We start from the raw sequence: 21278 nt of genomic DNA, 5'->3' as shown, positions 1-21278 counted from the left end.
TTCAGGTGCAGCGAGATGGATTCAGAGTGAGCGTTTCGCGTGAGCAGACATATTGCCGAGATGATCCAGGCAGAAGAGTCGCTGCGTGAACTGCCACTTTCCGTCGACGTGTGTGAAGCGATCGAAGTAGCGTCCCGACAGAATCGGTTGCAGCGCAAGTTCTTCGGTTCCCTGGATTACTGTGATGTACGACAGTGCGGAGGCCTCGTCGCCGTCCATGAAAATCCGGGTATTGGTCAACAGGTGTTTGGTGCGTGGGACCGGGGGAGTGCCGTACATCCGAATGAAACCACTGCACGCGGCGAACACGGCGTCGGCGTCGGATGAAATGACGGTTGTGGCAACGCCGTCCGGCCCGCACTGGCCGTAATCGGACTGCGCGAACAATGCAGCGACTTCGTGCAACCTGCCCTGATCGATCAGGTGCGTGTACTCGCAGAGCAGGTCGCGGATCGCCGACTCGGCGACGATCCGCGACAACTCTTCGGTCATACCGTGATCTCGCGCCGAACCATCTTGCCGGTTGCATTGCGGGGCAGTAGATCCCGTGTGATGCGCCACTTGGACGGCACCTTGAAGTAGGACAAACGCTCGGCGGCGTACTCGCGGAGTTCGTCCTCGGTGGTGGTCGAACCCGGGCGAAGGACGACGACAGCCGAAACTTCCTGGCCGAGGTCCGCATGCGGCATACCGATGACGGCGCACTCGATCACGTCGGGATGCTCGTCGAGGGTCTGCTCGATCTCGGTGGGGTAGACGTTCTCGCCGCCGCGCAGGATCAGGTCGGAACGACGCCCGGTCAGACGTAGGCGACCATTCTCGATGACGCCGAAATCGCCTGTGCGGAGCCAGCGTCCGGGTGCGATCGTCGACTCCGTTGCTTCCGGGTTCTCCCAGTAACCGAGCATCACGAACGGGCTGCGGACGCAGACCTCGCCCTCGATGCCGTCAGGAAGCCACTCGCCGAAGGGATCGCGGATTTCCATCGAGACCGTGATGATGGGGCGTCCGAGAGTGCCCGGGAACTCTTCGAGTTCGGCTCCGATAGCCACCGCGATTGCTGTGCTGCATTCGGTGAGGCCGTAGCTGTCGACCAGTGCGTTGCGCGCGAAAGGCACCTGCTCTTTGAGTCGTTCCTTGAACGCCGGCGACGACGGTGCGGACGCCAGCGAGAAGGCTGTCAGCGAGGACACGTCGTACTTGTCGATGTTGCCGTGCTCGATCAATCGCGACGCCATGGTGGGAACCGCGCCCCAGTTGGTGATGCGTTCGCGCTCGACGAGTCCGAGAACCTTGTCGACGTCGAAGCCGCCCTCGTTGAGGATGACGGCGCTGCCGGTGGCCAGGCGGGGGACAACCAAGTTGTGCAGGCTGGCGATGTGGAACAGCGGAGACGTCAGGAGGTAGCGCAGCGGGCTGGGCTTGGTGGCGTCGTACTCGCGACCCATGAACGCAGCGCCGATGGCGTCGCTGTACTTGTGGTAATCGACGGTGGCCATCACGTTGCGGTGCGAATGCAGCGCGCCCTTGGGGCGGCCGCTGGTTCCACTCGTGAAGAGGATGACGGCAGGGTCGTCCTCGTCGATGTCGGTGGTAGGAACATCTGCGCCGGCGTACTCGGCGATGAGGGCGGGCAGATCCTCTTCCATAGTCAGAACGGTCAGGTCGGACGGCAGTTCGGGGAGCGCAGCGCCGCGCTTTGCGTCGACCACGAGAACCTTCGGACGGGACAGTTCGATACCGTGCGTCACCTCGCGCGGAACCCACCAGCCATTGAGACCGACAGCGATGGCGCCCAGCGCCTGCGTCGCGAAGAAGGTCATGACCCACTCGGGGGTGTTTGCGGCGAGGATTCCCACACGATCGCCCTTGCGGACGCCGTACTTGTCTCGCAGCGCAGTCGCCAGTGCGGCTACGGCGTCGGCATGCTCGGTGAACGAGATACGACGGTCGCTCGTGACCAGGTAATCACCGTCTCCCCAGGTACGGGATGCGGAGATGAGGTCACCGATGGCATGTCCGCGATTCTTCATCACGGGCATGACGGTGCCGAGAACCTCTTCTTCGACGATCTCGAACGGCCCACCGGGACCGGTGAGGCGTGAGACCGCCTGGTCCAGGAGCAACTGCGGATCTGCGGGGGCAGTCATTGATTGGCCTTTCGGTTTGTGGCGCTTTTCACGACACAAAATCTCACGTCCAATGATATCTGCGGGGACTGTTACCACTGAGCGAGACTGGTCGCGTTCCGCGCCTCGGTGCGCCGATAGCGTTTCGAAGCGAATCGCACTCTGCGCAACCACTCAATGCGTACTGCGCGCACAAGAGTTTCTTCCCATCTCGAGTAGGACACAGGACACGATGACGAACACCGCTACCGAAGCATCTACGAGCACGTCCGTTGCGACGCCGCAGCGTGAGGACGTCGCGCAGATGTTGATCGACCGCATCGGTGATCAACATCTGGGACTGCGGACTCGCACCCAGGACTGGACGTGGGATCAGGTCGTGCATGAAAGCGCGGCCCGTGGTTCTTACGCGAAGTCACTTCGTGCGCCCGGCCAGTTCCATATCGGTGTTCTCCTCGAGAACGAGCCCGAGTTCCTGTTCTGGCTCGGCGGCGCGGCACTCACGGGCGCCACGATCGTCGGTATCAACCCGACGCGGCGTGGAGCTGAACTCGAAGCCGAGGTTCGGTACGTCGATTGCCAGATGATCGTCACTGACAAGGCCGGCCGCGAGAAGCTCGCCGGTCTGGATCTCGGCCTGACGGATGATCGCTTCATTCTCGTCGACGACGCGTCCTACGCGGAAACCATTGCCGCGCATCAGGTGGAGACGCCGCAGATCGATCTCGGTGTCGACGCGACGACGCTCTTCCTTCTTCTCTTCACCTCCGGCACCACAGGAATGTCGAAGGCCGTGCGCTGCAGCCAGGGCCGTCTGACCCGCTTGGCTTACGCGAACTGCGCTAAGTACGACATCGACCGCGACGACGTCTGCTACTGCTGCATGCCTCTCTTCCACGGCAATGCGCTGATGGCACTGTGGGCACCCGCGCTTTCGCAGGGCGCCACAATCTGCCTCGTGCGTAAGTTCACCGCCTCGGGTTTCATGCCCGATGTACGTTTCTACGGCGCAACGTATTTCACGTACGTCGGCAAGGCGCTCGGTTACCTGATGGCGACGGCGGAGCAGCCTGAAGACAACAAGAACACCCTTACTCACGGCTTTGGCACCGAGGCATCTCCCGGTGACAAGGCCGAGTTCATCCGTCGGTTCGACGCGCAGCTTTTCGAGGGCTACGGATCGAGTGAGGGTGCCGGTTCGGTGACACTCGATCCGAACCAGCCGGCCGGAGCATTGGGCCGTCCCGCCAGCGAGAACATCGTCATCGTCAACCCGGAAACTCGCGAAGAGCGTCCGCGCGCGTTGCTCGACGAGCACGGTCGCGTCCTCAATCCGGACGAGGCGATCGGCGAAATGGTCGACAAGGCCGGCTCGCAGAAGTTCGAGGGCTACTACAAGAACGAAGATGCCATTGCGGAGAAGATTCGCCACGGTTGGTACTGGACAGGCGATCTCGGCTACGTCGACGAAGCTGGATTCATTTACTTCGCCGGTCGTAAGGGTGACTGGATCCGCGTCGACGGTGAGAACACGTCGGCCCTGATGATCGAGCACATTCTGCGTCGCCACCCCAAGGTCATTGCGACGGGTGTCTTTGCTGTGCCGGATCCGCGATCGGGTGACCAGGTCATGGCGGGCATAGAGGTTGCCGACCTTGCCGACTTCGATCCGGCCGAGTTCGCGGCTTACCTTGCAGCGCAGGCAGATTTGGGAACCAAGGCGGCGCCGCGGTTCATCCGGGTGTCGACGCACCTGCCCACCACCGGTTCCAACAAGGTACTCAAGCGTGAACTGCAGATCGATCGCTGGCGCACCGAAGAGCCTGTGTACCACTGGGTCGGACGCGGAAACCCGGAGTACAAGCTCATGTCCGACGCTGATTGCGATGCACTCGAGCAGGAGTTCCACACGCACGGGCGTTCACGGTTCCTGTGAACCGCGTCGCGCTCGTGACCGGCGCCTCTCGCGGGATCGGTCGCGAGTGCGCCCTGGCTTTTGCTCGCGCCGGGTTCGACGTCGCGATTACGGCCCGCACCGTTCATGAAGGTGAGGGCCGCGCGGCGCCGAGAACTCGTGCGGGAGAGCAGGTTATCCCAGTCCCGGGCAGTCTCGAGACGACGGTAGCCGAGATCGAAGCGTGCGGTGTGCGGGCGTTGGCTGTGCCGATGGACCTGCTCGATCGAGCGTCGGTCATCGCGGCCGGTGAGCGCGTCCTGAACGAGTGGGGCCACGTCGACGTTCTGGTCAACAACGCCTATGCGCAGACTGTCGGCAACATGGACCGAATTCTCGATATCGAGATCGACGACGCTCAGGCGATGGTTGTCGGAAACTACCTGCATCAGCTTGCCTTGGTGCAGGTAGTTCTTCCGTCGATGGTGGAGCGCGGTAACGGCGTTGTCATCGGACTTGCCTCGGGCTCGGCTACTTTGGACCCGCCGGCGCCTCCCGGTGAAGGTGGGTGGGGATTGTCCTACGCCGCGTCCAAGGCAGCGTTCGGACGCATTGCCGGTGCGATCAACTCGGAGTACCGCGGAGCAGGCATCAAGGCTTTCAATCTCAGTCCGGGATTTGTCATCACGGAGTCGGGTAAGGCTCGCGGCGGCGCAAACGCAATCGTGGATGCAGGATTTGCCGCCACACCGGCGTCGGTCCCTGCGGCAGCTGCAGTGTGGCTCGCAACAGAGCCCGACGCCGAGCGCTTCCTCGGCAGAGTGGTAGACGGTCCGAAATTGATGGCGACTCTGGAGGAAACAGCATGAAGCTCGGCATTGTTGTCCCGGTAGAACTGGGACGTAGTGGGGATCCGGATTGGATTCTGCAGTTCGCAAAGGCTGCGGAGTCGCTCGGTTTCGATGAGATCTCGGCAGTCGAGCATTCGGTTGTCATTGCCGATACCGAAAGTGAGTACCCGTACTCGCCGACCGGAAAATCTCATCTCCCCGACGACTGCGACATTCCGGATCCGCTGGAACTTCTCTCGTTTGTTGCCGGTGCAACAACCACTTTGGGCTTGTCCACCGGAGTGTTGGTGCTGCCCAACCACAACCCCGTAGTTCTCGCCAAGCGTCTGGCGACGCTGGATCGACTCTCCGGTGGACGCCTGCGCATCTGCCTGGGGTTGGGCTGGATGAAAGAGGAAATCGAAGCCTGCGGTGGCGATTTCGAGCGTCGTGGCAAGACTGCCGACGAGGCAATCGCGGTGATGCGCGCACTCTGGGCCGGTAAGGAAGCCGTCGATTTCGACGGCGAGTATTACTCGTTCAAGGGTGCGTACAGCTGGCCGAAGCCGCACAGCGAATCCGGTGTGCCGCTGTACATCGGTGGACACAGTCTGGCGGCAGCCCGCCGCGCCGGCCGGTTGGGCAACGGATTCCAGCCTCTCGGTTTGGCCGGCGAAGAACTCGACAAGGCCATCGCGGCTATGAAAGCTGCTGCCGTCAAGGCCGATCGCGATCCGGCTGAGGTTTCCGTGGTTCTCGGTGCAACGCTGCCGCGGTTGGACGAAGCGAAACTTGATTGGGCACGGGGCTTGGGAGCCGACCGAATCGTGCTGTCCGCGAGTCGCCGCGGCACGTCGTTGGAGCTCATCATCGACGAGATGACGGAATGCTCGAAGAGGCTGGGTCTGACCAACTGACCTAACAAAAAGCGGTCTGCAGCATCAATGCTGCAGACCGCTTTTGTGTATTTCCGAGCGTCAGCTCTCGGAGGAGGTGACCGGAGGCGTTGCTTCGATATCGCGAATCATCTCGCCGTCGATGGACTCTTCCGGGAAGACGAATTTGCGCATCGCCCACCACCGGAAGACTGTTGCCAGCAAGGTGCCGATGATGGATCCGCTGATGAAGTCGGAGAAGTTCTCCATCAACACGGAGACGTTGGGCTGGCGGAGATCGAACACGTAGCTCGAGATCCAGAGCGGGACCTGATTGATGGCCAGGCCGATGCCGGCGACGATGAAGAAGAGTGCAGCTTCATGGTGTCGTTGCCGTCCGCCTCGCTCGGCGAAGGACCATTCACGGTTCAGGACATACGACAGAACCGTCGCGACCAAGACCGCGATGATGTTGGCCGTGACTGGATGCTGAGGTAGAACCGTCCACTTGATGCCGAAGAACAAGACGGTCGTGACGACGAAGGCGATGCCTCCGACCACCAGGAACTTGAGCATCTCGGCGTGCGGGAGAACCCGCACGAGAACCTTCTCCGGAAGGCTGTTGACCAGTTTTCCTACAAACGCCATGGTTCGAGGCTAACCGGGTGGACGCCGGACAGCATAAATATCCGTTTCCCCGATGTTCATCGAAAGTTAGAACCCGTACCCCAGCACAGCCGGACGCGCGGTGCCGAAGGCGACGTCGAAGCGGTGAATCTCGAGATCGTCGGAGGCTTGGATTCGGCCCGCTGCCGCAAAGGTTCTGGCCTGGTGTGCGCCCAGGTACACACTGCTCAGAACGTCGGACGGCATGGTGATCCGGGCATCGGCGTCGGTGGGCGTGCAGGTGGCCTTGCCGCCGCGAATTGTCAGCGCGAAGCTGCCACCGGCATCGAGGAACGGATCTTCGATCGTGATGACGGTGTCGAGGTCAGCGGCATATTCGCGGGCCTCGAGGGCTGCCGGAACGTCCATGATCCGCAGCCACAGCCGGTCGGATCGGCGGGTGGTCCGCACCAACCGGTAGTCCGTCAGCATCAGCCGCAACGGATCTTCCGGATGCTGCCGAGCCTCGATACGGGTCACGAGATCGAGCCCGCACAACGTCCGCCACAAGGCCGCGTACACATCCGTCGTAAGTGCGACGAACTCGTCGACCTCGACGATGCTGTCGTGCCCTTCATTGCGGTGGCGGTAGGAAACGTAGCCGTCGGCATGTGTCAGAAAGAACAGTCCGGAAGCGCCCGCTCGATGCTCGGACGGGTCCGCGAGAGTGTGGTCCCAGTGAGCTTGCGGACGCTTTTGCACGCCGGGAGTCGCGAGGCGCCAGCGATCGTAGATGCCCGGAAGTAGCGTCGCCGCGGTCGGTGCGTCGGTGATGGACACACCACTCGCGTCGGGAGCCTCGGCGCGAAATTCGGCGAATCGACGGTCCAGCGAGATCCCTTCGCTGACGGTTGCGGGTCCGTAGCCGAAGCGGTTGTAGATGCGGGCGTCGCTGGCTGTCAGCGCGACCAGGGGAGCGCCGCTCGACGCGATGTGCTGGTGCAGCCGAGTGAACATCGAGCGCAAGATCCCACGACGACGGTGTGTCGGGGCGACGGACACCCAGGTGATGCCTCGGCTGGGTACTTGGTGACCGCCGGGCACCGTGAACTCCATGTCGAACTCGATGGCCAGGCCGACAACCTGGTCGCCATCCGTCGCGACGACGATGTCCTCGGGCTTGTAGAGCGCCCGGGTGAGCGTCTTGTCGGCTGCCGACGGGTGGAATCCGAACCCGGTGGAGTCGAGCAACTGGATCGCCGGCCAATCGGCTTCGGTGGCGGTTCGGATTGCGATCTTGCTGTCAGTGCTCACGCTTATCGATGCTGGCACAGATCCGCGATGTGCGCACAGCGTTACCGGCCGAGCAGAATGACCGGCGCATCCTCGGCGAAGTCGACGATCAACTCTCGTCGAGAGAACAGCCAGGTGCCGTCGACCTTCTCGAAACTGTCCTGGTAGCGCAGTTCGATCAGGTTGTCCCGGAAACCCTCGCCACGCGGGTAGATGTGGTGAGCAGAGCAGTAGGCCTCACCGTGGGCGGTGGTCGGAGTGTCTAGATCGAGGACCTGCTGCTGGACGATGTGCCGCGTGGAATGCAGGTGAGCGACGGCGTCGACTATTGAGGTGGACAGCGTCGCGTTGCCCGCGATCTCCGTCGGCGCGTCGGTTCCGTTCAAGGCCGGCGGCAAGACGAACGCGGCTTTTTCGGTGAACAGAGCGGCAAGAGCGGTGGGATTTCGGCGGTCGACGGCCTGTGCGTACCTGGCGGCCAAGTCGGTGAGCGCGATCCGATCCGAGGGTTCCATCGACCCATTTCAGCCTATGTGACGGGTCTCATGCGGAGTTTTCCCATTCATCGAGACATTTTCAGCGCCCGCGAGGACACGTGGTTAGCGTCCAGACCAATAGTGCTAGCCATGAATGCCATAGGAGAACCGCGATGGATCTGAGGGAATCGCCCGAGCAGCAGGAGCTCCGCAAGGAGTTGCGCGCGTACTTCGCAGCGCTGCTGCCGGAAGAGAAGCGCCGCGCTGCCGGTGAACAAGGTGTGGGCGGCGAGTACTTCCGCGAGATCGTGAAGTTGCTCGGCAAGGACGGCTGGCTCGGTATCGGCTGGCCTGTGGAGTTCGGTGGCCAGGGCCGCTCCATCGAAGAGCAGTTCGTGTTCTTCGACGAGGTTCAGCGCGCCGGTCTGCCTTTCCCCTTCGTGACCGTCAATACCGTCGGCCCGACGTTGATGAAGTACGGCACCGAGGAGCAGAAGGAACGTTTCCTTCCGGGCATCCTCGCCGGTGACATCGTCTTCGCTATCGGTTACACCGAGCCCGAGGCCGGAACCGACTTGGCTTCGCTCAAGACTCGCGCAGTGCTCGACGGTGAAGAGTGGGTTGTCGACGGCAACAAGATCTTCACCAGTGGTGCCAATACTGCTGACTACGTCTGGCTCGCGGCTCGCACGGACGCCGACGCTCCCAAGCACAAGGGCATCTCGATCCTGATCGTGCCGACGGCTGACCCCGGCTTCGAGTGGTCGCCGATCAACACTGTCGGCGGTCTGATGGTGACGTCGACGTACTACGCCGGCATCCGCGTCCCCGCAAAGGACGTTGTCGGTGAGGTCAACGGCGGCTGGAAGCTGATCACCGCGCAGCTCAACCACGAGCGAGTTGGCTTGGCCGCCATCGGTGGTCGTACGTACGGCCTGTGGAACCTGGTCCTGGACTGGGCCAAGGAAAACGGCACCATCGACATCCCTTGGGTCCAGCAGGATTTCGCTCGCACGCATGCGAAGCTCGAAGCGATGCGTCTGCTGAACTGGAAGATGACGGCTGCCGTCGCCCAGGACACGCTCTCAGGAGCCGACGCCGGTGCCACCAAGACGTACGGCACCGAAACTCACGTCGACGTGTACCGCACACTCCTCGGAATCCTCGGCTCCGCGGGACGTATCCGTCCCGAGTCGCCGGGCGCGATCCTCGCCGGTCAGATCGAGCAGATCTCCCGTCAGGGCGTCGTGAACACCTTCGGTGGCGGCGTCAACGAGGTTCTGCGTGACATGGTCGGCACCATCGGCCTCGGCTTGGTCCGCGAAAAGAGGGTCAAGTGAGCGACTTTCAGACGCAACTCGAAGCCTTTGTAGGCCAGACGCTCGTTCCCACCACGTGGGGACCTGACGAGGTCAACATCCCCATGATCCGGCATTGGGTCGAGACCATGGGCGACGCAAACCCCGTTTACCTCGACGACGAAGCTGCGCGCGCCACCGGCCGCGACGGCGTCGTTGCTCCCGCGCAGATGCTCCAGGTCTGGATCATGCGCACCTTCACCGACAAGATGGCCGGCAACGACCCGTCGCAGGTGTGGACCGATCTGATCGCCACTCTCGACGCCGCCGGATACAGCTCCGTCGTGGCCACCGATTCCGATCAGGAGTTCTTCACCGAACTGCGCCCCGGCGATCGGATCAATTACACCGAGGTCATCGAGTCGATTTCCCCGGAGAAGAAGACCGGCCTCGGCGTCGGCCACTTCGTGACGACGCTCAAGACCTACCGCAACGGTGACGACCAGGTTGTCGGCACGCAGCGTTGGCGGACCTTGCGGTTCAAGCCGCAGGAAGCCAAGGCTCCGGAGGCTCCGCGCGAGCTGCGTCCGCGTCCGGCGCTCAACGCGGACAACGCTTTCTGGTTCGAAGCTGCCAAGGAACACCGCCTGGTGATCCAGCGCTGCACCGACTGCAAGACCCTTCGTCATCCCACCGGACCGATGTGCGGCGAATGCCAGTCACTCGCGTGGGACACGATCGACTCGACCGGTCGCGGCACGGTGTACAGCTTCGTGGTCAATCACCACCCCAAGATCGGTGCTTTCGATTACCCGCTCATCGTTGCGGTCATCGAACTCGAAGAGGGAACCCGATTGATCGCCAACATGGTGGGTATTGCGCCCGAAGATGTCGTGGTCGACATGCCCGTGGAACTTGACTGGATCGACGCCGACCCGGATCTGACGCTTCCCGCGTTCCGGCCGGCCGCACGCGAGGAGCACTGATGGACTTCAATTTCAGCGAAGAGCAGGAAGCTATTCGCGAACTGGCCGACGAGGTTTTCACCAGCAAGGCCACGATCGAGCGCACCAAGGAGATCGAACTCTCCGCCGAGCGCGTCGACCGTGAACTGTGGCGTGAACTCGCGACCACCGGTCTGCTCGGCATTGCATTGCCGGAGGAGTTCGGCGGCGGCGGGCTCGGCTTGGGAGAGCTGTACGCACTGCTCGAGCAGCAGGGTCGCCACGTTGCGGCTGTCCCCATCTGGGAGACTGCGCTCGCAGCCTTCGCGATCAACGAGTTCGGATCGGATTCGCTTCGCGCAGAGTTCCTTCCGGGTGTTGCCGACGGTAGCCGTTTCCTGACCATCGGTCTCGAAGAGTTCGGCCCGTACACGGGCGGCGACCCGCTGACGACGGCATCGCAGGATGCCGACGGCAACTGGACGCTCACGGGCGAAAAGGCCGTAGTGCCGATCACGCATATCGCCGACCGCGCACTGGTTTCCGCGACGACGGCTACCGGTGCGGCGCTCTTCCTGGTTGATCTGGCTGCCGACGGCGTCACGGTCGAGCAGACGCAGTCCACCAACCACGAGATCTGTGCCAACGTCACCTTCGCCGGTGCGTCGGCGCAGCTGATCGGCCCCGCCGACGGCACCACCGTTTCGTGGCTGATCGATCGAGTTGAACTGGCATTGGCTGCAATTCAGTGGGGCGTCGGCTCGGGCGCAGTCGCTCAGGCTGTCACCTACCTGAACGGCCGCATGCAGTTCGGCCGTCCGCTCGCGACCTTCCAGGCCGTGAACCACCAGCTCGCAGACTGCTACATCGATCTCGAAGCGATGCGCGTGACACTGTGGCAGGCCGCTTGGCGCATCACCGAGGGCCTGGACCTCGGCACCTCGGTGCTCGTCGCCAAGTGGTGGGCCACCGACGGCGGACAGCGTGTTGTCCACCGCACCACGCACGTTCACGGCGGCATGGGCGTCGATACCGACTACCCCGTCCACCGTCACCTCCTGTGGGGCAAGCAGATTGCCGCCACTCTCGGTGGTGCCAGCTCGGACCTCGCGCGTCTGGGTGCTCAGCTCGCGTCCGGCGTCGAGGTGGTCGCATGACCGTCCTGACCGGTCGCAACTACGCCGACATCGCGGTGGGAGAGGTATTGCCAGAGTTGGCAATTCCGCTCACCCGCACACTGATCGTCGCCACGGCAATCGCCACCCGCGATTTCCAGGACGTCCACCACGATCCGAGCCTGGCTCAGGAACGTGGCTCCAAGGATGTCTTCATGAACATCCTGACCAGCAACGGCCTTGTCGGCCGCTACGTCACCGATTGGGCAGGTTCGGCGTCGACATTGCGCCGCATCGCTATTCGTCTGGGTGCACCCAACTACCCGGGCGACACCATGACGATGACCGGTGAGGTCGTGTCCAAGGAAGACGGCGTCGTCGTGGTCAAGGTGCAGGGCGCTAACAGCCTCGGCAATCACGCATCCGGAACCGTCACAGTCGCTTTCAAGGAAGAGGGGAACGCCTGATGGCGATCAGCCCACTCTCGGGTGCCGCTGCCATCGTCGGCATCGGTTCCACCGAGTTCTCCAAGAACTCCGGCCGCACCGAACTGCAGTTGGCGTGCGAGGCAATCGTCGCCGCGCTCAAGGACGCCGGGATCGATCCGTCCGAGGTCGACGGTCTGTCGACTTACACGTCGGAGACCAACGGCGAAGCTATCGTCGCCCGCAACTGTGGCCTCGGTGAGCTGAAGTTCTTCTCCCGCATCCACTACGGCGGCGGCGCAGCCTGTGCGACGGTTCAGCAGGCAGCGATGGCTGTTGCCACCGGTGTTGCCGACGTCGTGGTCTGCTACCGCGCATTCAACGAACGCTCCGGCGTGCGTTACGGATTGGGTCAGCACGATCGCCCCATGGACAGCACGGCTGACCGCGCTGCCTACGCGTGGATGACCCCGCAGGGATTGTCCACTCCGGCGCAGTGGGTTGCGATGTTCGCCCGTCGCTACATGCATCAGTACGGTGCAACCAGTGAGGACTTCGGCCGCGTTGCCGTCGTGGCGCGTAAGCACGCTGCCAATAATCCGGCGGCATGGTTCTACGAGCGTCCGATCACGCTCGAAGACCATCAGAACTCCCGCTGGATCGCCGAGCCGCTCCACTTGCTCGACTGCTGCCAGGAAACCGACGGCGGCCAAGCACTGGTCATCGTCTCTGCCGAGCGCGCAAAGACTCTGGCCAACAAGCCGGTCATCATCAAGGGCGCCGCTCAGGGCAGCGCCAAGGATCAGCACATGATGACCAGCTACTACCGCCCCGACATCTCCGGTATTCCGGAGATGGGCTTGGTTGCCCGTCAGCTGTACGGCCAGAGCGGCCTGACTCCGGACGACATCAACGCCGCGATCCTCTACGACCACTTCACCCCGCTGGTGCTTCCGCAGCTCGAAGAACTGGGCTTCTGCAAGCCTGGTGAGGCCAAGGACTTCATCCGCGAAGGCAACCTCGAGCTCGGTGGACGCTTGCCGTCCAACACTCACGGTGGCCAGGTCGGCGAGGCATACCTGCACGGCGTCAACGGCATTGCCGAAGGCGTCCGCCTGGTTCGTGGTACGTCGACCAATCAGCCCGATGGTGTCGAGAACGTGTTGGTCACTGCCGGAACAGCAGTGCCCACCAGTGGTCTCATCCTCGGCGCGGTGTGAGAGAGGAATTGCACATGACTGCTTCGGAAACTGTGAAGACCGCCGGCGATTGGCGCGGAGCCGATCTCGGTACGCGCGCCGTCTCGTACACCGAGCGCGACGCGATCCTCTATGCACTCGCCGTGGGCGCCAAGGCAACCGAACTGGACCTCGTTTTCGAGGATCAGCTTCGGGTGCTGCCGACGTTCGCGCTGACGCTTGCGCAGTGGGCTCCGGACGCACTCGGCTCAGCCGGCGCGTTCGACACATCGACCGCGCTTCACGGCTCGCAGGAACTGAAAGTTCTTGCCCCGCTGCCCCGCAGCGGTGAGCTGACGCTGAAGGCTTCTGTCGGCGAGGTGTGGGACAAGGGTGCTGCCGCAGTGTTCGAGGTGAAGGTGGAGTGCGAGTACTTCGTCGCAACCTGGTCGCTGTTCGCTCCCGGCGCCGGCGGATTCGGTGGAGAACGCGGACCGTCGCGTCCGGCCGAGCCCACGGGTGACCCATCGCTGACCGGTGTCCTGACCACCGCCGAGAACCAGACGGCGATGTACCGACTCCTCGGCGACATGCACCACATCCACATCGATCCCGAGGCCGCGGCGCGTATCAACCAGCCGCGTCCGATCATGCACGGCCTGTGCACCTTGGCGGCCAGCACGCTCGAACTCGCTCGGGTCACCGGAGTTCATCCGGCTGATCTCGTGAGCCTCGAGGGTCGTTTCGCGGCTGCCATCCATCCGGGTGAGACTCCGTCCATCGCGGCGTGGGGAACTCCGGAGGATCTGGCTTTCCAGGTCTACAAGGACGGGCAGCTGGCGATTTCCGGTGCGCGAGTGAGCTTCTCCGCTTCGTAGTACCCACAGTCGCAACTGCGGGGCGCTTGATCCCCTTCGCGCCCCGCAGTTGTTCACACAAACAAGGAAGCCCCTGAGCATTCGCTCAGGGGCTTCCTTGTGGACTGGTTCAGTTGTCGCGCATCGCCATGTAGCGGGCCGGGTACTCACCGCCGCCGTGAACGGCAATGTCGGCGCCGTTGACGTACGAGGAAAGCGGGCTGGCCAGGAACAGGCAGGAATTTGCGATATCCGAAGGCACAGCCATGCGCTCCATCGGAAGTGTCGCCGTGATAGCAGCGCCGTCGCCGTAGACCGAAGCTGCAGCCTCGGTGCGGATGAGGCCGGTGGTGATGTGGTTGATGCGAACCTTGGGGGCCCACTCGAGCGCCAAAGCCTTTGTCAGGACCAGTAGTCCGGCCTTGGCGGCACTGTAGGCGGCGGTACCGGGCTGCGGGTCGATGGCCGAGACGCTGCCGATATTGATGATGGCGCCGCCGTCGTCCTGCGTCTGCATCACAGCGTTGGCTGCCTGCGCAACGTTGAAGGGAGCCAACAGGTTCAACGCCACGATCTTCTCGACGAAACGCGGTGAGACGGTGGCGGCGTCGGCGTCGGGGGAGCCGCCGGCGTTGTTGACCAGGACGTCGAGGCGGCCGTAGAGGTCGACGGCTTCCTGGACGAGGGCTGCGGCGTCTGCGGGATCACGGACGTCGGTAGCTTTGAAGGCTGCAGTGCGGCCGTCGGCCGAGGGGAGCGTTTCTGGCTCGTTTCGGCCACAGACCAGCACGTTTGCGCCGGCGGCCAGGAAGGTTTCGGCGATGACGAAGCCGATGCCCTTGGTACCGCCGGTGACGATCACCGAACGTCCGCTGAAATCGACAGGGTTGGGGAGTGACACGGTGGAGCCTTCCTGATGCCGGGACCGAGCTGAATTGCCGCCCACTATGATTGACGCGGCATGGCCGCACACTTTAGGGTCAAGCAAGTGCTTGGTTGTTTAGTAAGTCGAGTGTAGACGACAAACACCGGCAGTCACCAGAATCGACCAGTCCCCGCGTCAAGGACATTGGAGTAATCACATGGGCAAGCTCGACGGCAAAGTTGCACTGATCACCGGTGCCGGCCAGGGAATCGGACAGGGAATCGCCCTTGCATTGGCCAAGGAAGGTGCCGTCATCGCGGTTGCCGGGCGCACCGAATCCAAGCTCCACACCACCTGCGGACTGCTCGCCGACATCGGCGCCCGCGGCGAGGCTGTTGTCTGCAACGTCAGCAACAAGGACGACATCACCGCTGCCGTGGATCGTACGGTCGAACTGTTCGGTGGAATCGACATCTTGGTCAACAACGCCAACGACTGCAAGCCCGGCCCGCTGCTCAGCGTCCTCGACGAAGATTTCGAGCGCTCCTTTGCAACCGGTCCGCTCGCGACTCTGCGCATGATGCGTGCCGCGCATCCGCACATGGATGCCCGCGGCGGCGGCGTCATCATCAACATGGTCACCTCTGCAGCCGTCCGTTGGGACGCCAGCAATTACGGTGCCTACGGCTCCATCAAGGAAGGCATGCGCGCGCTCACCCGCGCCGCAGCCTGCGAGTGGGGCAAGGACAACATTCGCGTCCTCAATGTCGCGCCGCACGCCCAGACCCCCGCTCTGCAGTGGTGGATGGACAAGAACCCTGAAGAGGCTGCTGCCTTTGTCGCCGGCATTCCTCTCGGTCGCGTCGGCGATCCCGAAGCGGATATCGGACGCGCAATCGTCTTCCTCGTCGGCGAAGATGCCAGCTACCTGACGGGTGCGACCATTCCGCTCGACGGTGGCCAGTCGCGCTGGGGCTGATCTATTGCCGTGCGCCCTTCTTAACCGCGGGTGGTTAAGAAAGGCGCACAGCGAGGGTAGTGTTGACCCTGCCCCTGGTTTTCCCCTGTGTTTGGATGCGTCGCAACATCCGGATTCATGAGGCCAGGGGCTTTGTCGTGTCCGGAGGGCATCTCTTGCGCGATCTGTTTTAGTCATCTAGACTAAAACTATGAACACGGTGACGAGCACAATGGAGATGATCGAGGCGGTGCGAGCGTCGAGTGAATTATTCGGTTGTCCGACAGCTGATTTCGATACTCAACGTGCTGCGAGACGCCGATTTCATCGGATGGCAGCGGAGGTGCATCCGGATCGTGTGGATCCGGCCTACGAGGTCCGGGCTACTGCAGCAACAGCCCGTCTCAACGAACTGTTTCGGACCTGGAAAGCGGAAGCGGATACGCAGGAACTCACGTATCGCGGGGATAGTGGCACCTACACCCTGGGTTCTCACTGTGGGCGAGGTTCGATCGCTGATCTGTACCGCACAGCCGGAACTCAGCAGGTGGTCGTCAAAATCCCGCGAAGTCCGCGGGCAAACCCGCTGATGGAGGCAGAACGCGCAGCGCTCACCGACATTGCGAGTTCAGCTCAGGGCGAGGGCGGGTGGATATCGGCCTACTTCCCGCAGTTCGTCGACCGCATCACGCAGAGTGATCCGGTGACGGGGGAGGTTCGCCAGATCAATGTGCTCAATGATCTGTCCACCGGATTCATCACCCTGGCTGATGTTCACCGTGCCTACCCGGACGGTCTCGATCCTCGGGACTGGGCGTGGATGCACCGGCGTCTACTGCGGGCACTTGCGGCTGCTCACCAAGCAGGTTGGGTGCACACCGCAGTGACGGCGGACAACGTGCTGATTCATCCGGTTCTGCACGGGGTGGTCTTGGTGGGTTGGTCGTTTGCAACCAGACCGGGGGATCGGCCGGCGGCGAAGATCAGTTCCCACCTCGATTCCTACCCTCCCGAACTCGAAGAATCTGTCTCACCAGCTTGGGATGTCTACATGGCGCACCAACTGATGTCGACCATGCTCGGCGATCGAATCCCTAGTCGTATGAAAGCTTTTGCTCTCGGCTGCATGCAGCCGAATCCGAGGCTGCGTCCCGACGCAGTCGATCTACTGGGCGAGTTCGACGAACTCCTCGATCTTCTCTACGGCGAACGCACGTTTCGGGCGTTCACCGTTCCCTCCACGAAAGGGTAGTGATCCATCATGGGATACGGATATTGGGACGACAACACTTACAAGGCGGGCAAGACATTTCGTGCCGCCCGCGGAGTCGACGATTTCGGCTACACCGATTCGCTTCGAGCACGTCCGCGCGATACCTGGAAAGCTGATCCGACGCTCGATCCCTTCCGCGTCGACAAGCGTGAATGTCGAGACTCGGACGGGCACCCTGATTCCTTGCCGATAGCAGTACTTTTCGACGTAACAGGATCGATGGGTGCTGTTCCGCGCATCATGCAGGACAAGCTCGGAAAGCTGCACGGACTGCTGCAACGTAAGGGGTATGCGGATGATCCGCAGATCCTGTTCGGCGGTATCGGCGACGCTGACAGCGATCGGGTTCCCCTGCAGGTAGGGCAATTCGAATCGGGAAATGCGATGGACGAACAGCTTCGGACCATCTTCCTGGAAGGAAACGGTGGCGGTCAGAAATCGGAAAGTTATGAATTGGCAGCCTATTTCATGGCGCGCCACACCAGTACGGATGCGTGGGACAAGCGGGGCCGTAAGGGCTACCTTTTCATCATCGGTGACGAGTTGAACAAGCCCAGACTCTCGGCTCGCCACATTCGCAGCGTGATCGGTGACAAGGTCCGGTTGGATGTTTCCGTTCCCTCGATCTATCGCGAGTTGGAGAAGCGTTGGAACGTCTACTTCGTTCTGCCTGACCAGTCGTCGTATTACAACGATCCGGAGATTGCGGATCACTGGACGAAGCTGCTCGGCGAGCGTTTCGTCAAACTCGACGACCCCGCTGCGGTGTGCGAACTGATCGCACTCACGGTTGGTATCGGCGAAGACCGCATCGATTTACGTGACGGACTGGCCGATCTCCGCGACATCGGTTCGGTGGCCGAAGCCGCGACGGTCGGAAAGGCACTTGCGCTGGTCGGTGAACATGCCCCTGCCACAGTGGCGGGATTGCCTCGCGATCTCGGAACCGGCACGGACGACGTTGATTTCAGATAGAAGGGGACTGAAATGAATGCTTTTGGCAGTCGTGACATCGTCGTCGTGGACCTCGGTTTCGGCGACGCCGGCAAGGGTGCCACGGTTGACTGGTTGTGTTCGCCGCAGGCAGGCCTGGACGTCGCTGCGGTAGTTCGATTCAACGGCGGGGCACAGGCTGCCCACAATGTTGTGAACGGAGAACGCCACCACACCTTTTCGCAGTTCGGGGCCGGTACCTTGTCGGGTGTGCCGACCTTTCTCTCGAAGTTCATGTTGGTCGAGCCGATTGCTCTCGCGACAGAAGCGCGGGCATTGGAAGCGATCGGAGTGCACAATCCGTTCGACCTGTTGACCATTGACGGGCGGGCCCTGCTGACGACGCCGATTCACGTCGCCGCCAACAGGGCTCGCGAAGATGCCCGCGGGGGCAACCGGCACGGTTCGTGTGGCAAAGGGATCGGCGAGACTGCAGCGTATGCACTTGAGCATGTCGATGCGCCAACCGTAGGCGACTGCCTACGTCCGGACGTGCTCCGTCGAAAGTTGGTGGAGATGACGAGGTACTACGGCCGGTTGATCACCGAAAGTCGACATGGCTTCCCGTCGATCAACGACATGACCGAGATGTACGGGGAATTTGCTGCAGCAGTGAACATAGTCGGACCCGGTGCGTTGCAAGCGATCGGTGCCGGCGGGCGACTGATTTTCGAAGGCGCCCAGGGAGTTCTTCTCGACGAGTGGCGCGGATTTCACCCGCACACCACGTGGTCGACAGTCGAACCGTCCAACGCACGAGCAATGATCGGCCAGATGGGTAGGGAGAGTTACGTACTCGGCGTTACCCGGACGTACATGACACGCCACGGCGCTGGGCCTTTTCCGATGGAAGACGGTGCTCTCGGGCTGGCTCTTCCGGAATCCCACAACGGCGTCGGCGAGTATCAGGGGTCGTTTCGGGTCGGACACCTCGACGAGATGCTGCTGCGGTACGCGATCGAGGTCAGCGACGGCGTCGACGGGGTGGCACTGACGCACCTCGATGCCCTTGGCCTCGCGGCGGCAGCAAATACCCCGATCCACGGGGTGGAGAGGTACGAAGAGTGGGCGTCGATACCCGTCGGGAAGTGGAAGGACCTTGATCATCAACAAGTGTTGACGGACACTCTTCGGACGGTAGAGGTTGCGGCGAAACAAGTTCCGTCCGAACCAGAGGAGTTTGTCGACTATCTGAGCGGCGCACTCGGAGTTCCGGTTGTACTGACCGCCGACGGACCGGATCGGGCCGATCGTCGGCTACGCACCACCGTGCCTGCATGATGGAGAACGTGGAACAGTCACTTGTCTCGATCGACGTCATGGCTCTGCGATTCGGCAATCCGGAACCGGGGCACTTGCGGTTTGCCGTCGCGCAGCGGCAAGCCGAGCCGTACACCGGGCAGCGTGCGCTGCCCGGTGTACTCCTCGGCGCTGGTGAGCGGTTGCAGGACGCGGCCCGGCGCGCAGTGACCACCAAGCTCGGATTTCCCGACGAGGCGATTCTTGCGACCGGGCAGTTGGCCGTATTCGACGAACCCAACCGCGACCCGCGTGGTCCGACATTGTCGGTTGCCATGTGGGCCGTGATCTCTCCGGCTGAGGTGCCCACCGGCGACATCACGCCCGAGTGGGTGAGTTGGGACAAGCCGGGTCATCTTGCCTTCGACCACAATCGGATTGTCGCGGACACGCGGCCGATCCTTGCAGACACCTTGTTATGGCGGGACGAATCCTTCACGCGGGCGCTGTCCGGGCCGTCGTTTCCGGCGTCGTACGCACTGGCCGTCGCCGCAGAACTGTCCGGTGAGCGACCCGACGCCGGCAACCTCAATCGCACCCTCAAAGCATTACCGGGCCTCGAACGTACCGATGAACGAGTGCGGGTCAGCGCGACGGGTCGTCCGTCGGTTGTGTGGCGGTGGACCGAAAACGACTGAGCTGCATCAGAAGTTTCCGCGCGCTTCCTGTTCCCGCTCGATTGCCTCGAACAGTGCCTTGAAATTTCCCAGTCCGAAACCGAGTGAGCCGTGGCGTTCGATGAGTTCGAAGAACACGGTGGGCCGGTCGCCGATCGGCTTGGTGAAGATCTGCAGGAGGTAACCGTCTTCGTCGCGGTCGACGAGAACTCCACGCTTCTGCAATTCCTCGATCGGAACTCGGACGTTTCCGATCCGCGCGCGCAGTTCGGGATCTTCGTAGTACGACGCCGGGGTGGACAGAAACTCGATGCCCTCGGCGACCAAAGCGTCGACCGCGCCCAAGATGTCGGCTGTGGCAAGTGCCAGATGTTGGGCACCGGGTCCTTGATAGAACTCCAGATACTCGTCGATCTGTGATCGCTTCTTGGCAATCGCCGGTTCGTTGAGCGGGAACTTGACGCGATGGTCGCCGCTCGAGACCACTTTGCTCATCAGTGCCGAGTAGTCGGTGGCGATGTCGCCGCCGACAAATTCGGCCATGTTCGTGAACCCCATGACCCGGTGGTAAAAATCGACCCACTGATCCATTCTTCCGAGTTCGACATTGCCGACGACATGGTCGAGGGCCTGGAAAATGGGCGTCTTGCTACATGACGAAGTGCGAGTGACGTATCCCGGTAGATAGGGGCCCGTGTACCGCGACCTGTCGACCAGGGTGTGCCGAGTTTCTCCGTAGGTGGCGATGGTTGCGAGACGAACCGTGCCGTGCTCGTCACTGATGTCGTGTGGTTCCGCAATTACCTTCGCGCCCTGAGAGAGCGCGTGCGCAATGCACTTGTCGACGTCGGGAACATTCAAGGTGATGTCGCGGATTCCGTCACCGTGCTTGCCGTGGTGCTCGATCAGCGGGCTCGCCGGATCTACTGCACCTTTGACGATGAAACGCACTGCGCCGCTTTCGAGTACGTACGCATGATGGTCGCGGTTGCCGGTGGACGGTCCCGAATACGCAATGAGCGTCATTCCGAAGGCCGACTGGAAGAAATGGGCGCTCTGCGTGGCATTTCCGACGATCCATTCGAGTCCGTCCCAGCCGTGAACTGGGAACGGGTCGGCGCTGTCGTCGTACTCGATCAGTCCGACCAGTTGGCGCAGTTGTTCGAGGTCGAGTCCGGCCAGTCGTTCTTCGTCGGTAAGAATCTGATCGATGGTCATGCTCGGCACCCTTCCGTGAGCGAGTGCGAAGAAGCGCACTGCGCGATACAAAGAGCTAAGTCCGCCGCGATACTGCTAGTCAACGAGCGTGCTTTCAGCTAGGCAATTCGACGGAATGGCACGGTTGTCAGGGGA

21 protein-coding genes are annotated in these 21278 nt (G+C 62.3%); 14 read left to right on the top strand and 7 right to left on the bottom strand.

All coding sequences use genetic code 11. The annotated features are described in order from the left end of the window. Positions 1-21: 21 nt before the first annotated feature. Positions 22-492, bottom strand: a complete 471-nt coding sequence (locus BDB13_RS01655; RefSeq protein WP_094270120.1) for a nuclear transport factor 2 family protein — start codon at positions 490-492, stop codon at positions 22-24. Then, a complete protein-coding gene (locus tag BDB13_RS01650) occupies positions 489-2150 on the bottom strand; it encodes a class I adenylate-forming enzyme family protein (RefSeq protein WP_094270119.1) in 1662 nt (553 codons plus the stop codon). The genes BDB13_RS01655 and BDB13_RS01650 overlap by 4 nt, the downstream gene beginning before the upstream one ends. A 283-nt stretch (positions 2151-2433) precedes the next feature. Between BDB13_RS01650 and BDB13_RS01645 the strand changes: the two genes are divergently transcribed. Genes BDB13_RS01645 through BDB13_RS01635 form a run of 3 tightly spaced genes read left to right on the top strand, consistent with a single transcriptional unit; the run spans position 2434 to position 5770 of the window. Further along, positions 2434-4065 carry an AMP-binding protein gene (locus BDB13_RS01645; protein ID WP_441347222.1) on the top strand — a complete coding sequence of 544 codons (1632 nt, stop codon included), beginning with the start codon at positions 2434-2436 and terminating at the stop codon, positions 4063-4065. After that, positions 4062-4892: an SDR family NAD(P)-dependent oxidoreductase gene (locus BDB13_RS01640; RefSeq protein ID WP_094270117.1), complete on the top strand. Its 831-nt coding sequence runs from the start codon at positions 4062-4064 to the stop codon at positions 4890-4892. Before BDB13_RS01645 ends, BDB13_RS01640 begins: the two co-directional genes overlap by 4 nt. After that, positions 4889-5770: an LLM class F420-dependent oxidoreductase gene (locus BDB13_RS01635; RefSeq protein WP_094270116.1), complete on the top strand. Its 882-nt coding sequence runs from the start codon at positions 4889-4891 to the stop codon at positions 5768-5770. The genes BDB13_RS01640 and BDB13_RS01635 overlap by 4 nt, the downstream gene beginning before the upstream one ends. Positions 5771-5830: 60 nt before the next feature. Here BDB13_RS01635 and BDB13_RS01630 read toward each other — a convergent pair whose 3' ends face one another. From BDB13_RS01630 to BDB13_RS01620, 3 genes are all read right to left on the bottom strand, one after another. Beyond that, entirely contained in the window at positions 5831-6376 is a 546-nt protein-coding gene (locus BDB13_RS01630; protein WP_094270115.1) for a GtrA family protein, read from the bottom strand. A gap of 66 nt (positions 6377-6442) precedes the next feature. Further along, positions 6443-7648, bottom strand: coding sequence for an enhanced intracellular survival protein Eis (locus tag BDB13_RS01625; RefSeq protein WP_094270114.1), 1206 nt, complete (start codon positions 7646-7648; stop codon positions 6443-6445). Positions 7649-7689: 41 nt separating this feature from the next. Beyond that, on the bottom strand, positions 7690-8142 hold the full coding sequence (locus BDB13_RS01620) for a nuclear transport factor 2 family protein (protein WP_094270113.1): 453 nt from the start codon (positions 8140-8142) through the stop codon (positions 7690-7692). Positions 8143-8276: 134 nt separating this feature from the next. Here BDB13_RS01620 and BDB13_RS01615 point away from each other — a divergent pair, with 134 nt between their 5' ends. From BDB13_RS01615 to BDB13_RS01590, 6 genes are read left to right on the top strand one after another with little or no spacing between them, the layout of a single operon-like run. Then, positions 8277-9443 (top strand): acyl-CoA dehydrogenase family protein, encoded by a 1167-nt coding sequence (locus BDB13_RS01615; RefSeq protein WP_094270112.1) that lies wholly within the window; start codon positions 8277-8279, stop codon positions 9441-9443. Continuing rightward, positions 9440-10387 (top strand): bifunctional MaoC family dehydratase N-terminal/OB-fold nucleic acid binding domain-containing protein, encoded by a 948-nt coding sequence (locus tag BDB13_RS01610; RefSeq protein ID WP_094270111.1) that lies wholly within the window; start codon positions 9440-9442, stop codon positions 10385-10387. Before BDB13_RS01615 ends, BDB13_RS01610 begins: the two co-directional genes overlap by 4 nt. Further along, positions 10387-11502: an acyl-CoA dehydrogenase family protein gene (locus BDB13_RS01605; RefSeq protein WP_094270110.1), complete on the top strand. Its 1116-nt coding sequence runs from the start codon at positions 10387-10389 to the stop codon at positions 11500-11502. Before BDB13_RS01610 ends, BDB13_RS01605 begins: the two co-directional genes overlap by 1 nt. Continuing rightward, positions 11499-11927 (top strand): MaoC family dehydratase, encoded by a 429-nt coding sequence (locus tag BDB13_RS01600; RefSeq protein ID WP_094270109.1) that lies wholly within the window; start codon positions 11499-11501, stop codon positions 11925-11927. The genes BDB13_RS01605 and BDB13_RS01600 overlap by 4 nt, the downstream gene beginning before the upstream one ends. Then, positions 11927-13105, top strand: a complete 1179-nt coding sequence (locus tag BDB13_RS01595) for a lipid-transfer protein (protein WP_094270108.1) — start codon at positions 11927-11929, stop codon at positions 13103-13105. Before BDB13_RS01600 ends, BDB13_RS01595 begins: the two co-directional genes overlap by 1 nt. 14 nt (positions 13106-13119) lie before the next feature. Then, positions 13120-13941 (top strand): MaoC/PaaZ C-terminal domain-containing protein, encoded by an 822-nt coding sequence (locus BDB13_RS01590; RefSeq protein ID WP_094270107.1) that lies wholly within the window; start codon positions 13120-13122, stop codon positions 13939-13941. 109 nt (positions 13942-14050) lie between these two features. Here BDB13_RS01590 and BDB13_RS01585 read toward each other — a convergent pair whose 3' ends face one another. After that, positions 14051-14821: an SDR family oxidoreductase gene (locus BDB13_RS01585; protein WP_094274595.1), complete on the bottom strand. Its 771-nt coding sequence runs from the start codon at positions 14819-14821 to the stop codon at positions 14051-14053. 181 nt (positions 14822-15002) lie between these two features. Here BDB13_RS01585 and BDB13_RS01580 point away from each other — a divergent pair, with 181 nt between their 5' ends. The 5 genes from BDB13_RS01580 (at position 15003) to BDB13_RS01560 (ending at position 19946) form a co-directional block, all read left to right on the top strand. Then, positions 15003-15764, top strand: a complete 762-nt coding sequence (locus BDB13_RS01580; RefSeq protein ID WP_094270106.1) for an SDR family NAD(P)-dependent oxidoreductase — start codon at positions 15003-15005, stop codon at positions 15762-15764. A 190-nt stretch (positions 15765-15954) separates the two neighbouring features. After that, the gene (locus BDB13_RS01575; RefSeq protein WP_094270105.1) at positions 15955-16995 is read left to right on the top strand and encodes a hypothetical protein; all 1041 of its coding nucleotides are present in this window, start codon (positions 15955-15957) and stop codon (positions 16993-16995) included. 9 nt (positions 16996-17004) lie between these two features. After that, positions 17005-17991 carry a hypothetical protein gene (locus BDB13_RS01570; protein WP_094270104.1) on the top strand — a complete coding sequence of 329 codons (987 nt, stop codon included), beginning with the start codon at positions 17005-17007 and terminating at the stop codon, positions 17989-17991. Between the two features lie 12 nt (positions 17992-18003). After that, a complete protein-coding gene (locus BDB13_RS01565) occupies positions 18004-19290 on the top strand; it encodes an adenylosuccinate synthetase (RefSeq protein ID WP_094270103.1) in 1287 nt (428 codons plus the stop codon). Then, the gene (locus BDB13_RS01560) at positions 19287-19946 is read left to right on the top strand and encodes an NUDIX hydrolase (RefSeq protein WP_094270102.1); all 660 of its coding nucleotides are present in this window, start codon (positions 19287-19289) and stop codon (positions 19944-19946) included. The genes BDB13_RS01565 and BDB13_RS01560 overlap by 4 nt, the downstream gene beginning before the upstream one ends. 6 nt (positions 19947-19952) lie before the next feature. On the opposite strand, the gene hppD is transcribed toward BDB13_RS01560, so the two are convergent. Beyond that, positions 19953-21143 carry a 4-hydroxyphenylpyruvate dioxygenase gene (gene hppD, locus BDB13_RS01555; protein WP_094270101.1) on the bottom strand — a complete coding sequence of 397 codons (1191 nt, stop codon included), beginning with the start codon at positions 21141-21143 and terminating at the stop codon, positions 19953-19955. Between the last annotated feature and the right edge of the window lie 135 nt (positions 21144-21278).

This window comes from Rhodococcus sp. OK302 (assembly GCF_002245895.1).
Taxonomy (GTDB): Bacteria; Actinomycetota; Actinomycetes; order Mycobacteriales; family Mycobacteriaceae; genus Rhodococcus_F.
This window is presented reverse-complemented; position numbering and strand designations above follow the sequence as displayed.

What these genes read in the sequence shown, in the direction of transcription:
- BDB13_RS01590 (WP_094270107.1), top strand. Translation starts at nt 13,120, where the DNA reads ATGACTGCTTCGGAAACTGTGAAGACCGCCGGCGATTGGCGCGGAGCC.
- BDB13_RS01565 (WP_094270103.1), top strand. Translation starts at nt 18,004, where the DNA reads ATGAATGCTTTTGGCAGTCGTGACATCGTCGTCGTGGACCTCGGTTTC.
- hppD (WP_094270101.1), bottom strand. Translation starts at nt 21,143, where the DNA reads ATGACCATCGATCAGATTCTTACCGACGAAGAACGACTGGCCGGACTC.
- BDB13_RS01600 (WP_094270109.1), top strand. Translation starts at nt 11,499, where the DNA reads ATGACCGTCCTGACCGGTCGCAACTACGCCGACATCGCGGTGGGAGAG.
- BDB13_RS01645 (WP_441347222.1), top strand. Translation starts at nt 2,434, where the DNA reads ATGTTGATCGACCGCATCGGTGATCAACATCTGGGACTGCGGACTCGC.
- BDB13_RS01580 (WP_094270106.1), top strand. Translation starts at nt 15,003, where the DNA reads ATGGGCAAGCTCGACGGCAAAGTTGCACTGATCACCGGTGCCGGCCAG.
- BDB13_RS01570 (WP_094270104.1), top strand. Translation starts at nt 17,005, where the DNA reads ATGGGATACGGATATTGGGACGACAACACTTACAAGGCGGGCAAGACA.
- BDB13_RS01615 (WP_094270112.1), top strand. Translation starts at nt 8,277, where the DNA reads ATGGATCTGAGGGAATCGCCCGAGCAGCAGGAGCTCCGCAAGGAGTTG.
- BDB13_RS01595 (WP_094270108.1), top strand. Translation starts at nt 11,927, where the DNA reads ATGGCGATCAGCCCACTCTCGGGTGCCGCTGCCATCGTCGGCATCGGT.
- BDB13_RS01560 (WP_094270102.1), top strand. Translation starts at nt 19,287, where the DNA reads ATGATGGAGAACGTGGAACAGTCACTTGTCTCGATCGACGTCATGGCT.
- BDB13_RS01650 (WP_094270119.1), bottom strand. Translation starts at nt 2,150, where the DNA reads ATGACTGCCCCCGCAGATCCGCAGTTGCTCCTGGACCAGGCGGTCTCA.
- BDB13_RS01620 (WP_094270113.1), bottom strand. Translation starts at nt 8,142, where the DNA reads ATGGAACCCTCGGATCGGATCGCGCTCACCGACTTGGCCGCCAGGTAC.
- BDB13_RS01630 (WP_094270115.1), bottom strand. Translation starts at nt 6,376, where the DNA reads ATGGCGTTTGTAGGAAAACTGGTCAACAGCCTTCCGGAGAAGGTTCTC.
- BDB13_RS01635 (WP_094270116.1), top strand. Translation starts at nt 4,889, where the DNA reads ATGAAGCTCGGCATTGTTGTCCCGGTAGAACTGGGACGTAGTGGGGAT.
- BDB13_RS01575 (WP_094270105.1), top strand. Translation starts at nt 15,955, where the DNA reads ATGAACACGGTGACGAGCACAATGGAGATGATCGAGGCGGTGCGAGCG.
- BDB13_RS01605 (WP_094270110.1), top strand. Translation starts at nt 10,387, where the DNA reads ATGGACTTCAATTTCAGCGAAGAGCAGGAAGCTATTCGCGAACTGGCC.
- BDB13_RS01655 (WP_094270120.1), bottom strand. Translation starts at nt 492, where the DNA reads ATGACCGAAGAGTTGTCGCGGATCGTCGCCGAGTCGGCGATCCGCGAC.